Consider the following 14,404-nt stretch of genomic DNA (forward strand, 5'->3'; position numbering starts at 1 on the left):
TCCCTCTTCGTTTACCCTCGATTTTTATTTAACAATGGCCCGCGAGAAGTTTGAGAGAACTAAGCCACACGTCAACATCGGCACCATCGGCCACGTTGACCACGGCAAAACCACCCTCACCGCAGCGATCACAAACGTGCTCGCTTCAATTGGTCAGGCCAAAGCCCAGGCCTACGATGAGATTGATGGCGCCCCTGAAGAGAAGGAGCGCGGCATCACCATCAACACCGCCCACGTGGAGTACGAAACCGAGGGCCGTCACTACGCCCACGTGGACTGCCCAGGCCACGCTGACTATGTGAAAAACATGATCACCGGTGCCGCCCAAATGGACGGTGGCATTTTGGTGGTGGCCGCCACCGACGGCCCCATGGCCCAAACCCGGGAGCACATCCTGCTGGCAAAGCAGGTGGGTGTGCCCGCCCTGGTGGTGTTCCTCAACAAGAAGGACATGGTGGACGACGAGGAGCTCCTCGAGCTGGTGGAACTCGAAATGAGGGAACTGCTCGACAAGTACGACTTCCCCGGTGATGACATCCCCGTGGTGGCCGGTTCCGCCCTCAAAGCCCTTGAGCACATTCAAGGCGGCGGTAAAGGTGCCCGCGGCGAAAACGAATGGGTAGACAAAATCCTCGATCTAATGGATGCAGTTGATGCCTCCATTCCAGAGCCCGAGCGTGAAATCGATAAGCCATTCCTAATGGCCATCGAAGACGTTTTCTCGATCACCGGTCGTGGCACCGTTGCCACCGGACGGATCGAGAGGGGCAAGGTGAAGGTTGGTGAAACCGTAGAAATCGTTGGTATCCGCGAAACCCGCACCACCACCGTTACCGGTGTGGAAATGTTCCGCAAACAGCTCGAGGAAGGCATGGCCGGCGACAACGCTGGTTTGTTGCTTCGCGGCATCCAAAAGGAAGATATCGAACGCGGCATGGTGCTGGTGAAGCCAGGCTCCATCAAGCCCCACACCAAGTTTGAGGGTGAGGTTTATGTGCTCACCAAAGAAGAAGGTGGTCGCCACACCCCCTTCTTTGCTGGCTATCGCCCCCAGTTCTACATCCGCACAACGGATGTAACCGGTCAAATCACCCAATTCACCGCCGACGACGGCACCAAGGTTGAAATGGTTATGCCTGGCGACAGGATCAAAATGACCGGTGAGCTGATCTGTGGTGTTGCCATGGAACAGGGCATGCGTTTTGCCATCCGTGAAGGCGGCCGCACCATTGGTGCAGGCGTTGTTTCAAAAATCCTCGAGTGATCTAGGTTTCGATAGGCCGCTAGCTCTTGCTAAGAGTTAGCGGCTATCTTTTTTGTATGCACCTCGACAACTGAATCTTTCCTTCTTTTTTGCCAATCACCATGTCTAATGCCATCGCTCAGCAGAAAATCCGCATCCGCCTAAAGGCGTTTGATCGCCGCATGCTGGATCTTTCCTGCGACAAAATCATTGAAACCGCTGATCACACCGCTGCCACTGCAATCGGTCCTATCCCCTTGCCAACAAAACGCAAGATCTATTGTGTTTTACGTTCCCCCCACGTTGACAAGGATTCCCGAGAGCACTTCGAAACCCGCACCCACAGGCGTTTGATCGATATCTACAACCCCTCCTCCAAAACCATTGATGCCCTCATGAAGCTGGATCTACCCAGTGGTGTGGATATTGAGGTCAAGCTCTGATCAATTTCACCTAGAATGGCCTTTGATCTCCCGTTGTTATGACGGACCTGTCCGTTCGGGAGCTACCGCTCTTCCCTCTACCAGACGTGGTGCTCTTCCCCCAGGAGGTGCTGCCCCTTCATATTTTTGAGCTTCGCTACCGCCTCATGCTCAAAAGTGTGTTGGATAGCGACCGTCGTTTTGGGGTAGTGCGTTGGGATCCTGAACAAAAGGCCATGGCCAGCATCGGTTGCTGCGCCGAAATCCTCCAGTGTCAAACCCAGGCGGATGAACGCAGCAACCTCGTTACGATCGGCCAACAACGTTTTCGCCTCTTGAATGTGGTGCGAGAGGCGCCATTCATGGTGGGTTTGGTGTGTTGGCTGGAGGATGAACCAGTGGAAGTTGATCTCCAACCCCTGGCCAATAACGTGCGCCAAGCGCTGCAAGATGTGGTTGATCTATCCGGCAAATTGCTGGGTCAGCAAACCGTTCTACCTAACGACCTACCCGAATTACCACGGGAATTGTCCTTTTGGGTGGGTGGTCACCTTGGTGGTGCCGTTGCGGATCACCAGCAACAACTGCTGGAAATGACATCCACTTCAGATCGCCTGCAGCGGGAATTGGATTTACTTGATCACACCCGCCGCCAGCTAGCTGCCCGCACTGTGCTTAAAGACACCCTTAAAGATTTGGAGTCATGAACCTAGGGCTGTTGTTCCTATGCCTACTGCTTGCAGCCCTCTCCTTTGCTTTTGCCGCTTGGTACCTATTGCCACGGCGATTTAATAACGGCAAAAGTGTTGCCAATGCCTACGACCACTGGACTAAAGATAAGTTGTTGGAACGTCTTTGGGGCGAACATATCCACCTTGGTTACTACGGCAAGCCTCCCCAAGCCCGTGATTTTCGTGGGGCAAAAGCTGATTTCGTTATCGCCTTAGCCCGCTGGGGTGGATTAGATAAATTGCCCCCCGGTTCACGGCTGCTCGATGTGGGTTGCGGCATTGGTGGCAGCAGCCGTTTACTAGCCAATCACTACGGCTTTGATGTAGTTGGTGTGAGTATTAGCGCCGCCCAAGTTGCTAGGGCCCAAGCGCTTACTCCTGCAAACCTCAGTTGTAAATTTGCCGTGATGGATGCCCTTGCTTTGCAATATGAGGAGGCAGAATTTGATGCCGTTTGGACCGTGGAATGCGCCCCTCACATAGCTGATAAACAAGGCTTTGCTAATGAATTAATGCGGGTGCTAAAACCAGGCGGCCTTCTGGTTGCTGCCGACTGGAATCAAAGGGATCCCAGCAGCAAACCTTTTAGCCCCATTGAAAATTGGGTTTTAGAGCAACTGCGGGTGCAATGGGCCCATCCAGCTTTCTCTAGCATCAATTCTTTTTGCGATAACTTAATTGCCACCGGCGCCCTTGATAATCCCCCTGAAACCAACAATTGGACTGTTGAAACACTGCCCTCTTGGTTTGCTTCCATCACTGAAGGCATTCGCAGGCCATGGGCAGTGCTAAGCCTTGGCCCCGGCGCCCTATTGAAAGGCTTTAGGGAAATTCCCACCCTCCTACTGATGCACTGGGCCTTTGCCCGGGGTTTAATGCAATTTGGTTTATTTAAGGCAGAGAGGTATCGTCTGTAATTGGATAGCTGCCAAAACTAATTAAACGTTCGCAGAGAGGTTTTAATTCCTCCATGGCAGCCTCCAATTGTTGATCAATTTTTTGCTGCTGAATAACATCAATTGGCGGCCAGGTGATATCCACAAAAAACACATATTCGCCCAGCTCCCTTTTTGATGGCCTCGATTCGATTCTGCTCATATTCAACTGCCTTTTAGCAAAAACCTGCAAAGCTTCAACCAATCCCCCTGGAGCATTGGCATGCAACGAAAAGGCAAGGCTGGTGCAATTAACTGCTCCAGCTTGTTCATTTAGAGCCCTGCGTAATAGCAAAAATCGCGTGCAATTACCCGGTTGGTCATTAATTGGATAGGCCAATTCAGGCAATCGATGCTCTTGAGCTGCTTTTTTTGAGGCAATCGCTGCCCTAAAGCGGGAGCCCTTCACCATCCGCGCCGCCTCTGCCGTGGAACTAGTGGGGAGCTGTAGTGCATTTGGCAAGTGCTTTTGCAACCAAGCGCTGCATTGGCCCAGGGCCTGGGGATGGGACAAAACCTCAGTGATGCTTTGCAACGCTCCATCACTGAGCAAAGCGTGGCGAATCGGCAGGATCAGCGCCCTTTCGATAGCCAAAGGTTCGGCTTGGAAGGCACCTGATTCCCAAAGGGTGTCTAGGCAAGTGGTTACACCTCCCTCCACGGAATTTTCAACGGGCACCACTGCCGCATCAACTAGGCCAGCCCCGAGGGCTTCCATCACATTGCGAATTGTGATCTGGGGCAGGAGCTTTACCTCTGGCCCATGGGCAAGGCGCAGGGCAGCTTGTTCCCCATAGGTTCCCTCAGGACCCAGGTAGGCAATGGCGGAAATGGGCACTGGCAAGTGGTTGCTCGGGGGCTTCACCGATAGGATCCTCCACGATGCCAAATTCGGCCATGGTTCTGGCCTTTAAAGCGGTCCAGAACTTGGATCTGCCAGTGATAGAGCAGCCCGAAAGGCTGCCCCACTACCTGCGGCAAGAGGCGCGGGTAGTGGGGGCACTTTTAAGTGCTGATCAACTCACTACCCTGCAGGCCGGCAGCTACAGCTACGCCGTTAGGCCTTTGCAACTATTTCAGTTGCGCATAAAACCGGTGGTTGAATTAAAAGCTCTGCAGGCGCCAGGACGGCTGGAACTGGATTCAGTGCATTGCGATTTAGACGGTGTACCTGGGATTACAGACGACTTCGAATTAAAGCTGCGCTCTTGGCTGCAAGCGGAACCCAATGGTTTGGTTGGAGAAGCTGAATTGGAGGTTCAAGTGAGCCATCCAGCCGTGTTGCGTTTAATTCCAGCAAGGGTATTAGAGGCCACTGGCGAATCACTGCTCAATGGCATCCTGCTCACGATCAAAGGCCGGGTGGGCCAGCAATTGGTGCGGGATTTCCATTCTTGGTGCCATGAGCAAAACTAAGCCGATGCAGGGGGCTCGGGCCCAACTTGGCGATGGCTTGGCGATGTTTCAAGGTGCCATAGCCGTGATGCTGCTCCAACCCATAACCGGGCCACACAAGCGCTAGGCGCTCAACCAGGGCATCCCGCGCCTGCTTAGCCAAAATGCTTGCACAGGAAATAGCAAGGCAAGAGCTATCGCCACGCACCACTGTTTCTTGCTCTCCTTGCCATGGCCTGAGCCTCAGGCAGCCATCTACCAAGAGCAATTCAGGCATCAATTGCAACCGCTGCAGGGCCCGCAGCATTGCTAATTCAGTGGCGGCTCGAATCCCAAGGCGATCGATTTCAGCGGCAGAAGCCTGGCCATAGCCAAAAGTTTCCAGCTGGGGCTGAATCAATGGCAGCAATGCGGCCCGGCGTTTTGCAGAAAGGGCCTTGCTATCGGTAACACCTAAGCCAGGCAACTGAGCAAAAGCTTGGGGTTTCAAAATCACCGCAGCGGCCCAAACAGGACCGAATAAACATCCCTTGCCAACTTCATCAACACCTGCGGTGATCAACTTGCCGGTGGTTAACTTGCTGGTGGTCAACTTGCCGAGGAACGTCGCCGCCTGCGGCGGCCCTCATCAGCGGGATCAAGCTCAGCTGCGGGAGCTTCTTCTTCAACTTCGCTAGTTAGCAGCGGTGCAATTGTGAACAACTCAGGCTCGGGCCCAAGCTCAAGCTGAAATTCATCCTGATTTTGATCCTGATTTGAATCTTGGTTTAGATCCTGGTTTGGATTTTGATCTAGATCAGCCCCTCCAAAATCATTGGTATCCAGTGGGGTGATCTCCACTAAAGCCGATCGGCTACTGCTGCCATTACTGGTGCCGCGGGCTCCGCGACGCCTTCTCCCCCCCTGGGCGGCGAGCTCCGCGCGAGCCTGCTCCAAAACTTGGGCGGCATCTTCACCAGGGCGCACAACCCTCACCAAAACATTATCGAACTCTTCTGGGGCTGGCTCAGCCAATAGGGCTGGGTTGAGACCCATCCAGCCGAATACCAATTCCTGGCTTTCATCCATGGGAACAGCCAATAATTCCGGCTCATTACGCCTGGGTTCAACAGCTGCAGCCACTGCCGCGATGCCATTAGTTGCGATGGCAATCTCCGGCTCTGAGCTGCGGCCGCCTCGAGCACCGCGACGGCGGACTCCGCCATCAACGCCACTGGGGCTTGAAACCTCAGCCCTGGCAGAGGCCACCGAACGCACCAAGCCCGGCAAGGCCGCCAGGGGCTGAATTGTGTCTTTACCGGGAAGGGTAACCACGTGGCCCAAACCGCCACAGCTGGAGCAAGCCCTACCGAATAATTCATAGATATTTTGCCCTTGACGCTTGCGGGTGAGTTCCACCAAACCCAATTCAGTAATTTGCGCAATCTGAGGCCTTGCTTGATCATCACGCATGGCCTGGGTGAAGTGCTCAAGCAGCATTAATTGATCACGGCGTGATTCCATATCAATGAAATCAATAATCACCACACCACCGATATTACGCAACTTCAACTGTCTGGCAATTTCAGTTGCGGCTTCACAATTAGTCCAAAGAACAGTCTCCCTGGAATTAGCTGAGCGGGTAAAGGAGCCGGAGTTAACATCAACCACAGTTAGCGCTTCTGTGGGCTCGATAATCACATAACCACCCGATGGTAAATCCACCCTTGGCTTGAGAGCATCTCGAATGGCTGCGTTTACTTTGTAATGCTCAAGAATTTCATTGGCATCTTCATGGAATTCCACCACTAGGTTGGCTTGATCCTGGCCCAGGAAAGCATTTACACGGGCAACCGCCTCCTGGGAATCCACCACAACCCGTAAAACATCAGGGCCGTATAGATCTCTTAAAACGCGATGGATAAAATCTTCATCGCGATTCAATAAAATTGGGGGCTGGGCAGTTTCCGCCGCCTGTTGGATGGCCTCCCACTGGCGCAATAATGATTCAAGATCATCAATTATCTGTTCTTCGCTAACACCATCAGCTTCGGTGCGCACCAGTAAACCTGTGCCCGGAGGCTTAATCAACACCGAAAGGGCCCGCAGGCGGTTGCGCTCCGATTCGGCCGCAATTCGGCGGGAAATATTCACCCCCTGGCCATGGGGTTGCAGCACCAAAAACCTACCCGGCAAAGAAAGGTTGCCTGTTAAACGCGGCCCTTTTGTTCCCGTTGGTTCCTTCATCACCTGCACCAACACCTTTTGGCGTGGCTCCAGTAATTCGGTGATGCCAGCACCGCCCTTTTTAAGGCGTAGGGGACCTAGGTCGGAAAGGTGAATGAAGCCATTTTTTTCACTTTCGCCAATGTTTACAAAAGCGGCGTCAATGCCTGGCAATACATTTTCAACTGTACCTAAATAAACATCACCAATTTGATGGCGACCTTGGGCAACGATTAATTCATCAACCCGTTCTTCGTTGAGTACGGCGGCGATCCGCAATTGCTCAGCGATAACGATCTGCTGTGGCATGGGCTGAGGCAACCCCTTGCGGGGCCACCAAAAGAGGTTAGGGGAAAAGGGGAAATGCTTGGCTGCAATCAGCTGTTGGGGGCTGAAGCAAATTTTTCAACAAAAATCGAGCAGGCACCAAAAAACGCACATATGACATCAATGCATATGACAGCAATGCATATGCCAACCCTAAAAACCTTGCTTACAGCTCTTATGGATCTGCTGCAAAGGCAGGGGAAGGACGGATACCGGAAAACCCTTAAACGCAATCAGTGCAAGGAGCGATAAACGCAACCTAGACCGTGGGCGGTTCTTCGGGCGGTTCTTCCGCCTTGTTTATAAGTTAGCACGCCAGATTCAAAGATTCCCGCACTTGGTGCTCAAGCATTAGGGGTATATCCAGCCGCTGTTCCAACAACTGAAGCAATTGGTTTGGCTTAAGGCTGCGGCCGCTTTTTTCCACCGCACTTTCCAAGCCGATTTCCACCCCTGCGGCCCGCCAGTGATACCAATGCAAATCCAATAAGTAAGCCTTTAAATCTTTTTGTTTAGGCCGGCCCAAACGATCCTTGCTCGCCACTGGCAGATGCTCCGCCACCAATAATTCCCCCAGAGCTGCTTGCCACTCCTCAGGCTTGGGATTGATCTCCCCTGGTGGCAAAGCAACCCTCAAGCGCCAACTGGCAGAAACTAAGGATTGGCTCAACGCTGGTGCATGCACAGCAATGGCATGGGCACTATTCAAGTGAAGCCCTGGTGGTAGTTGGGGTTGCAATAGTTCCAGGAAGCGCTCCGGCTCAATTTCTGCGCTGAAGCTGAGATCAAACCAATCGGCTAGCGCCTCTGCCCCTAGGGGTAAAGCCAGGGCTAGCTGTAGCCGCGGCAGGGGATGAAAACCACCGCTAAAACTCACCGGTAGGCGTGCCCGCCTCAGGGCGCGATCAAAAATACGCACCAAATCGAGATGACTAAGCAAAGCCATTTCGGCGGTTTTTGCGAAGCAAACCCGCAGCCGGCCAACTTGGTTATTGGGCGGTTTACGCGGTTTAGCGATCGCTGGTACCGGCGCAGCCGGCAGCACCACGTTGTGCCCCAACCCTTCACCACACACACCGCAATGGCTGCAACTATCAAAGGAACAATCAGGTAGCTGTTGCTCCCTAAGCGCCCGTTCAAGGTCTTCCTGGAGCCACTGCTTACTTACACCGGAATCGATGTGATCCCATGGCAAAGGTTCGCTGCAGCGCTGTTGGCGTTGCGCTGGGGTGAGGGCCTGCAACTCCGCCCAACTACCCATTTCAAGGGCCCTGTATCTACCGCCCATGCCAGCGGCCTCGATCGCGCCAGTCCAGGCGCCGTAGGTGCGCTCGATGTTGTCGAACCAGGCATCCATGCCGGCCCCGGCTCGCCATGCCGCCTCAATCACAGCGGCAAGGCTTTGATCGCCGCGGCCGATGAAATCCTCCATCGCTGAAAGGCGCACATCGGTGTAGTTCACTTTCAAACCGCGCAGCTCAGCAAAGCGCTCTTTTAATAGTTTTTGACGCCGCAGGAATTCGGCGGAAGAAACGCTATGCCACTGAAATGGAGTGTGGGGCTTGGGGGTGAAATTACTGATGGTGAGATTTAGCTCTAACCTGCCGATATCGCGCATTTCATAACGCAACATCTCAACCGTATTAGCGATGCCATGCACATCGTCATCGGTTTCACCCGGCAAACCAATCATGAAATAGAGCTTCAACTTGCGCCAGCCATGGCGCATGGCAGTGCGCACACCTTCGATTAAATCGGCATCGGTGAGCCCCTTATTAACAATGTTGCGTAGCCTTTGGGTGCCAGCCTCTGGGGCAAAGGTGAGGCTGCCCTGTTTGGTGCCGCCAAGGATATGGGCGATGTTGCTATCGAAACGATCGATGCGCTGGCTGGGTAGAGCCAGGCTCACATTGTGTTCCTGCAGGCGATTACGCAGTTCAACACCCACGGCGGGCAGGGATAGGTAATCGCTACAGCTGAGCGACAACAGCGAAAAATCGCTGTAACCGGTGCGCACCATGCCGGTTTCCACCGCCTCCACCACCGTTTGGGGATCCACATCACGGGCGGGGCGGGTGAGCATTCCCGGCTGGCAAAAGCGACAACCGCGGGTGCAACCGCGGCGGATTTCCACCGTGAGTCGATCGTGCACCGTTTCCACATTTGGCACCAGGGCCATGGCGTAGTGGGGCATTGGCGTGGCGGTGCGCCTTACCACCCTCCTTTTGCCAAAAGCAGGCACATAAACACCGGGTATTTCAGCTAAGTCGGCCAGGGCAGCGCTGCGGCTTAAACCCGCACTAATCGCTTCTTCTAAAACCAAGCCAATTTCCGGCAGTAATTCCTCACCATCACCAAGGGCAATGAAATCAAAAAACGGCCCGTAAGGTTCTGGATTACTTGTGGCGGTTTGGCCGCCAGCAAAGATCAAAGGCGGAGCATCGGGATCATTTAGGGGTAGATCACCCCGCGCCGATGCCCGCAGGGGAATGCCGGCCAGATCGAGCATCTCCAACACATTGGTGGCGCCGAGTTCATAGCTGAGGCTGAAGCCAAGAATATGGAAACTTGCTAGCGCTCGCCTGCTTTCCACCGCAAATAAAGGGGCTGATGCAGCCCGAAGGCGGGCTGCTAAATCTGGGGCGGGCAGATAGGCGCGATCACAGAGTTGGCGCGGCTGGGCATTGAGAATCGAATAGAGAATGATGTGGCCAAGGTTGCTGGCCCCCACCTCGTATACCTCTGGGTAGGTGAGGGCCCAACGCACTGAGGCCCCATGCCAATCCCTGGGCTGCACCCCAAGCTCATTACCCAGATAGCGGCCGGGCTTGGCAATGGTGCTGTTTACCAGGGAAGCAAAGTCCAGAGGTTTAGTGCTGTGGTGGTTCTTAATCCTATGGAGGCCTGCCCAAGCAGCACCGTGCTGTAGGACAATCCGCCCAGATTCATCGGCGCCATGGTGCAAGTAAACGGCAACTACCTAAAGCTCAAGGCGGGTTACCTCTTTCCTGAAATAGCAAGGCGGGTAAAGGGCTTCAGCGAAGCCAATCCAAGTGCAGCGATCATCCGGCTTGGCATTGGTGATGTAACCGAACCCCTGCCTGAGGCCTGCCGCAATGCCATGAAGGCAGCTGTAGACGAAATGGGCACCCACGCTGGCTTCCGTGGCTATGGGCCCGAACAGGGTTACCTGTGGTTGCGTGAAAAAATTGCCGCCCACGATTTCCAAGCCCGCGGCTGCCAGATCACGGCCGAGGAGATTTTTGTTTCCGACGGCTCCAAATGCGATAGCAGCAACATCCTCGACATCCTTGGCAGCAACAACCGCATTGCTGTTACCGATCCTGTGTATCCGGTTTATGTAGATAGCAATGTGATGGCAGGTGCCACTGGCGATGCCGATGAAGCTGGCCGTTATGGCGGACTCAGCTACTTGCCAATTACCGCTGAAAATGGCTTTACAGCTGAAATACCAAAGGAAAAAGTAGACCTTATTTATCTCTGTTTCCCCAATAATCCAACGGGCGCTGTTGCAAGTAAAAGCCAACTAAAAGCCTGGGTTGATTATGCCTGCGCCAATAATTCATTGATCTTATTTGATGCTGCCTACGAGGCTTTTATTCAAAATCCAGAATTACCCCATTCAATTTATGAAATCGAAGGGGCCCGCAATTGCGCCATTGAATTCCGTTCATTTTCAAAAAATGCTGGTTTCACCGGCACCCGCTGCGCCATCACCGTGGTGCCCCGCGGCCTAATGGGTAAAGCTGCCAATGGCGAAGAAATAGAAATCTGGGGGCTTTGGAACCGGCGTCAGTGCACAAAATTCAATGGTGTTAGCTACATCGTGCAGCGAGGGGCGGAAGCTGTTTACAGCCCAGAGGGTCAAGGCCAGGTGAAGGCACTGGTGGCTTTTTATATGGAAAATGCCTCAATTATCCGAAGCGCCCTCAAGGAGGCTGGCCTGGAGGTTTATGGCGGCGAACAGGCTCCCTACGTGTGGATAAAAACGCCAAATGGTCTTGATTCATGGCAGTTTTTCGACAAGCTTTTGCAAGGGGCAAATGTGGTAGGCACCCCAGGCAGTGGCTTTGGTGCTGCCGGTGAGGGTTATTTCCGTTTGTCTGCCTTCAATAGCCGCGCCAATGTGGAGGAGGCGATCACCAGAATTAGGAAGCTATTGCTCGCCTAGATTTTCTAACGTCATATCTGAATCGTTATGACTGACTTGGCCAGGATGACCAATCCTCATCAAGCATCCCAAACACCAGAGGGCAATCCCGGTGGTGTTGCAGTGCTCGATAAAGCACCCGAACGGGTAAGGAAACCTTCGCCCCGCTACCGGGTGCTGCTCCACAACGACCCCGTTAATTCAATGGAATACGTGGTTACCACCCTTCGGCAGGTGGTGCCATCCCTAAGCGAGCAGGATGCCCTAGCGGTGATGCTTGAAGCCCACAGCACCGGCGTGGGCCTTGTGATCGTTTGTGATATCGAACCGGCTGAGTTCTACTGCGAATCCTTAAAGAGCAAAGGCCTTAGCAGCACGATTGAGCCAGAGGAGTGATGGGCTGGGTTAACACCTTGCTCTATCCAGCGGTTTTGGTGGCGATTTTTCTTGGTGGCCAGGCCCTGGGCGCCCCACCGGCCCTGGCGGCAGTGCCAGCGCTGCTTGCCTTAGTGGTGAGCTTGCCCTGGCGGGTGAAACAGCTCTGGGGGCAAACGCAACCCTGGATCAGCTTGGGGGTGGTTGCACCATCCAGCAAAGCCCTATTCAAGGCATTGCTGCGGGGGCTGATCAAAGCATTGCTGCTGCTGATTTTTCTTTTAATCGGCCTCTTGCTAACCGGCCAGATCCAATGGCAGCCAGCATTGAGCCCGGGGTTATTGCTCAATGGCTTGGTGCTAGGCCTTGGCGTTGGTTTTGCTGAGGAATTGCTATTTAGGGGTTGGCTAATGGGAGAACTTGAATTTCGCTTTTCCGGTAAATCAGGCTTGGCATTGGTGGTTCAAGCGCTCATCTTCAGCCTTGCCCACACCCGTTTCAACCTGCCTTTGGCTTCCCTATTGGGATTGCTTGGCGGGCTTACCCTGCTGGGCCTTGCCTTGGGCTTGCAACGGCGAGCGGATGGTGGCCTGATTTGGGGGGCCGTTGGGTTGCATGGTGGCCTGGTGGGGGGCTGGTTTGTGCTCAATCAAGGCTTAATTGGCCAACAGGAAGCAAATCCAATCGGCAGCTTGCTGGCTTGGCTACCGCTGCTGCTGTTGCTGTGGGTGCGGCGCCGTTGGTGGTGAATTAACGCACAGCATTGGCAAGGGCTTTACGACCTTCAAGCGGCGCCTGCAAGGCTTCATCCAGGGGCGCCAAACCATATTCCCGCTCCAGGAGAGCCATTACTGTGCGGCCGAAATCAGTGGGGTTGGTGGCGAAAGCCTCTAAACAAATCCTGCCAAAACTGCTACCCATGGGCTCTGGATTCCAAAGCAGCTGGCGGGCGGTCCAGGGCATCATGCTCATCGGGTTGTAGCCCGGCTTGATCAAACCCTGATCAAAGCCATATTGCTCAAGGTGAGTGTGGGGTTGCAGGCCGATAAAAAAGATTGCTGGCTCCACCTTATCGGCACCAAATATGCGCTCTAATTCACGGTGATAGGCAACGGTTTGACGAATGGTTTCTGGCCTTTCATCGATCACATTAAAAGAATAATTAACTGAAACATGCTGATTAAAGCCAGCCTTTGCAAGCAACCTGCAATTTTCCAACACTGTGCGCAGGTTGTAGCCCATGCGCATCTTGCGCACCAGCTCTTGGCTGCCTGAAGTTATACCTATTTCAAAATAATCCATACCTGTTGCCACCATCAATTCAGCTAGTTCGGCATCGAGGTTGTCGGCCCGGATGTAGGCGGCCCAGCGGATGTTGCTCCAACCCTGGGCTTGAATTGCCCGCAGTAGTTGTTTGGCATCTTCTATATATCTACGGGCGGGGATGAATTGAGCATCGGTGAACCAAAAACCACGCACACCACGGTCGTAGAGCTGGGCCATTTCAGCTATCACCTCATCGATCGGATTTACCCTTACGGCCTTGCCCTCAACAACGGTGTAAACGCAGTAGCAACAGTTGTGGGGGCAACCGCGTTTTGTTTGCACGCCAACGTAGAAATCACCTGCTTCTAGATACCAATTTAATTGGGGCCATATCGACTCGATATATGCGTAGTTACAGGCTGATTTCTCCATTCCCGCGGGTTGTTCATGGATCAAGCCAGGCCGTGGCTCTTCACCAACAACAAAGCAGCGTTCATTTACTAGGGATTCACCGCGCAGCAATTTTTCAAGCAGTGGCTCCCCTTCCCCCACAGAAACCACAGTGCCGCGAGGTAACTGCTTAGCCAATTGCTCATAAAACACACTCACGGCCCCACCACCAAGCACCACCCGGGCAGTGGCGTGATGCTTGCGGGCACGGCGTAAACCCTGGCGCACCAGGCGCAGATTGCGCCAAAGATCACCATAAAAAGAGGCCATCAGCCTTAAGCCGCCTAGGGCACCGCGCAGTCGCCGTAGGGGCCCTGAGGCATAAAACACTTCAAATGAATGCTGCAGCGGATTACCGCCGCGGCCATCCACGGGGGCATAGATCTGGATATCCCGCCAGGAAAACACCAAAAGGGTGGGTTTAAAGGCATCAACTGTTGTGGCAAGCACCCGCTCCACATCAAGCAAGGGCACAGCAGCTAGATCAAGAAGGCGCTGGGGCAGCTCAGGGAAAAGCTTGTGAAGGTGATCCGCCAAATAAATCGGCCCGATCGGAAAAATTGGATTGCATGGCAAGCGCACCAGCAAAACCCGCTCTGCTGCTGTGTTTTCAAGCTGCACTAACGGCTGCTGCACCCGATTAGCTCCAACTGGCTGGACCCTAACAACTGAAAAGACAAGGGCGCTTGCTTTACAAGCCGCAATGATCTGTTACATTGCATAGGTCGGACATCCCGACATCCATACCGGCCCTCGGGCCACACTTCCCCCGAACTCATGCAAACCACAATTCAGCAGCGCTCCAGCGCTTCTGCGTGGCAGCAGTTCTGTGAGTGGGTTACCAGCACCGACAACCGCCTCTATGTGGGTTGGTTCGGCGTTCT

At 53.9% G+C, this 14,404-nt stretch carries 13 protein-coding genes and 1 pseudogene; 9 read left to right on the plus strand and 5 right to left on the minus strand.

Features of this window, described 5'->3' with window-relative positions; genetic code table 11:
* Positions 1-34 precede the first annotated feature (34 nt).
* The 4 genes from tuf (at position 35) to KBY68_RS02935 (ending at position 3,313) form a co-directional block, all read left to right on the plus strand.
* Positions 35-1,264, plus strand: a complete 1,230-nt coding sequence (gene tuf, locus KBY68_RS02920) for an elongation factor Tu (protein ID WP_106498634.1) — start codon at positions 35-37, stop codon at positions 1,262-1,264.
* A 101-nt stretch (positions 1,265-1,365) separates the two neighbouring features.
* Positions 1,366-1,686, plus strand: coding sequence for a 30S ribosomal protein S10 (gene rpsJ / locus KBY68_RS02925; RefSeq protein WP_106498633.1), 321 nt, complete (start codon positions 1,366-1,368; stop codon positions 1,684-1,686).
* A gap of 38 nt (positions 1,687-1,724) precedes the next feature.
* Positions 1,725-2,372: an LON peptidase substrate-binding domain-containing protein gene (locus KBY68_RS02930; protein WP_106498632.1), complete on the plus strand. Its 648-nt coding sequence runs from the start codon at positions 1,725-1,727 to the stop codon at positions 2,370-2,372.
* Entirely contained in the window at positions 2,369-3,313 is a 945-nt protein-coding gene (locus KBY68_RS02935) for a methyltransferase domain-containing protein (RefSeq protein WP_255095828.1), read from the plus strand. Before KBY68_RS02930 ends, KBY68_RS02935 begins: the two co-directional genes overlap by 4 nt.
* On the opposite strand, the gene pheA is transcribed toward KBY68_RS02935, so the two are convergent.
* Complete coding sequence (gene pheA, locus KBY68_RS02940) at positions 3,288-4,196, minus strand: prephenate dehydratase (RefSeq protein ID WP_255095829.1); 909 nt, start codon at positions 4,194-4,196, stop codon at positions 3,288-3,290. The two genes, KBY68_RS02935 and pheA, sit on opposite strands and share 26 nt — an antisense overlap.
* Positions 4,197-4,228: 32 nt before the next feature.
* Between pheA and KBY68_RS02945 the strand changes: the two genes are divergently transcribed.
* Entirely contained in the window at positions 4,229-4,747 is a 519-nt protein-coding gene (locus KBY68_RS02945) for a DUF1997 domain-containing protein (protein WP_255095830.1), read from the plus strand.
* On the opposite strand, the gene KBY68_RS02950 is transcribed toward KBY68_RS02945, so the two are convergent.
* From KBY68_RS02950 to KBY68_RS02960, 3 genes are all read right to left on the minus strand, one after another.
* Positions 4,683-5,318 carry a ribonuclease HII gene (locus KBY68_RS02950; RefSeq protein WP_255095831.1) on the minus strand — a complete coding sequence of 212 codons (636 nt, stop codon included), beginning with the start codon at positions 5,316-5,318 and terminating at the stop codon, positions 4,683-4,685. The genes KBY68_RS02945 and KBY68_RS02950 overlap by 65 nt on opposite strands.
* On the minus strand, positions 5,315-7,240 hold the full coding sequence (locus tag KBY68_RS02955) for an Rne/Rng family ribonuclease (RefSeq protein ID WP_255095832.1): 1,926 nt from the start codon (positions 7,238-7,240) through the stop codon (positions 5,315-5,317). The genes KBY68_RS02950 and KBY68_RS02955 overlap by 4 nt, the downstream gene beginning before the upstream one ends.
* 325 nt (positions 7,241-7,565) lie before the next feature.
* A complete protein-coding gene (locus KBY68_RS02960; protein WP_255095850.1) occupies positions 7,566-10,151 on the minus strand; it encodes a TIGR03936 family radical SAM-associated protein in 2,586 nt (861 codons plus the stop codon).
* A gap of 63 nt (positions 10,152-10,214) precedes the next feature.
* On the opposite strand from KBY68_RS02960, the gene KBY68_RS02965 reads away from it, so the two are divergent.
* The 3 genes from KBY68_RS02965 to KBY68_RS02975 are packed head-to-tail and all read left to right on the plus strand — an operon-like array spanning position 10,215 to position 12,553.
* Positions 10,215-11,450: an LL-diaminopimelate aminotransferase gene (locus KBY68_RS02965; RefSeq protein ID WP_255095833.1), complete on the plus strand. Its 1,236-nt coding sequence runs from the start codon at positions 10,215-10,217 to the stop codon at positions 11,448-11,450.
* Between the two features lie 45 nt (positions 11,451-11,495).
* Positions 11,496-11,825: an ATP-dependent Clp protease adapter ClpS gene (gene clpS, locus KBY68_RS02970; RefSeq protein ID WP_106498628.1), complete on the plus strand. Its 330-nt coding sequence runs from the start codon at positions 11,496-11,498 to the stop codon at positions 11,823-11,825.
* Positions 11,825-12,553, plus strand: a complete 729-nt coding sequence (locus tag KBY68_RS02975; protein WP_255095834.1) for a CPBP family intramembrane glutamic endopeptidase — start codon at positions 11,825-11,827, stop codon at positions 12,551-12,553. The genes clpS and KBY68_RS02975 overlap by 1 nt, the downstream gene beginning before the upstream one ends.
* Position 12,554: 1 nt before the next feature.
* Here KBY68_RS02975 and KBY68_RS02980 read toward each other — a convergent pair whose 3' ends face one another.
* Positions 12,555-14,156, minus strand: coding sequence for a photosystem II high light acclimation radical SAM protein (locus KBY68_RS02980; protein WP_255095835.1), 1,602 nt, complete (start codon positions 14,154-14,156; stop codon positions 12,555-12,557).
* 141 nt (positions 14,157-14,297) lie between these two features.
* Here KBY68_RS02980 and KBY68_RS02985 point away from each other — a divergent pair.
* A pseudogene (locus KBY68_RS02985) lies at positions 14,298-14,404 on the plus strand (photosystem II q(b) protein); the annotation flags it as partial.

The sequence above is a fragment of the Synechococcus lacustris Maggiore-St4-Slac genome (genome assembly GCF_024345595.1).
GTDB classification, from domain to species: Bacteria; Cyanobacteriota; Cyanobacteriia; order PCC-6307; family Cyanobiaceae; genus Synechococcus_D; species Synechococcus_D lacustris.